Origin of the sequence: Catenulispora yoronensis (genome assembly GCF_039531695.1) — a bacterium.
GTDB lineage: Bacteria > Actinomycetota > Actinomycetes > Streptomycetales > Catenulisporaceae > Catenulispora > Catenulispora yoronensis.
The window spans coordinates 1-546 of sequence record NZ_BAAAQN010000234.1; the positions used below are offsets into that span (position 1 = coordinate 1).

Consider the following 546-nt stretch of genomic DNA (forward strand, 5'->3'; position numbering starts at 1 on the left):
GCTGGCGATATTGCAGCAAAACTGGCAGGTTATTCGCGACGAAGGTCTCCACCTTCAGCAGCTGGAGCAGATTAAAGCGGCCGATAAATATAACGATGCCGGGTTTAACTCATTTTTCAAAACCGGCTGGAAACGCTTTTATCTGAAATGGTATGAGGATGCCCATCCTTCCGCCAGCCAGCTCTGTCCGCAAACTACCGCGCTGCTGCGCGATATCGAGGTACGGGTTTACGACCTGGAAGACGAAGATAATCACCAGGAGTTTACCTGCCACTCGGATGATGACTGTGATGATAAAGGCTGCTACCTCTGTCCACGCAATCTGCCGCCGCTGCCGGATGGGGGAACAACGCTGAAGTGGCGGCTGTCAGATGCGCATAGTCAGTACGGCATCCTGCTGGCGACGCTGCCGGTTGGCCGCCATCTCAGCCACGATCAGCAGCAGCTGGTGGATACCCTGGTGGAACAGCTGACCAGCACCCTGGCGCTGGACCGCCATCAGGAGAAGCAGCAGCAGCTGATCGTCATGGAAGAACGGGCCACTAT

1 protein-coding gene is annotated in these 546 nt (G+C 55.9%); it reads left to right on the forward strand.

Annotated features, from left to right (window positions below; all coding sequences use genetic code 11):
• A partial coding sequence (locus tag ABD481_RS47030) for an aspartyl/asparaginyl beta-hydroxylase domain-containing protein (RefSeq protein WP_344672385.1) occupies positions 1-546 on the forward strand: 546 nt, incomplete at both ends.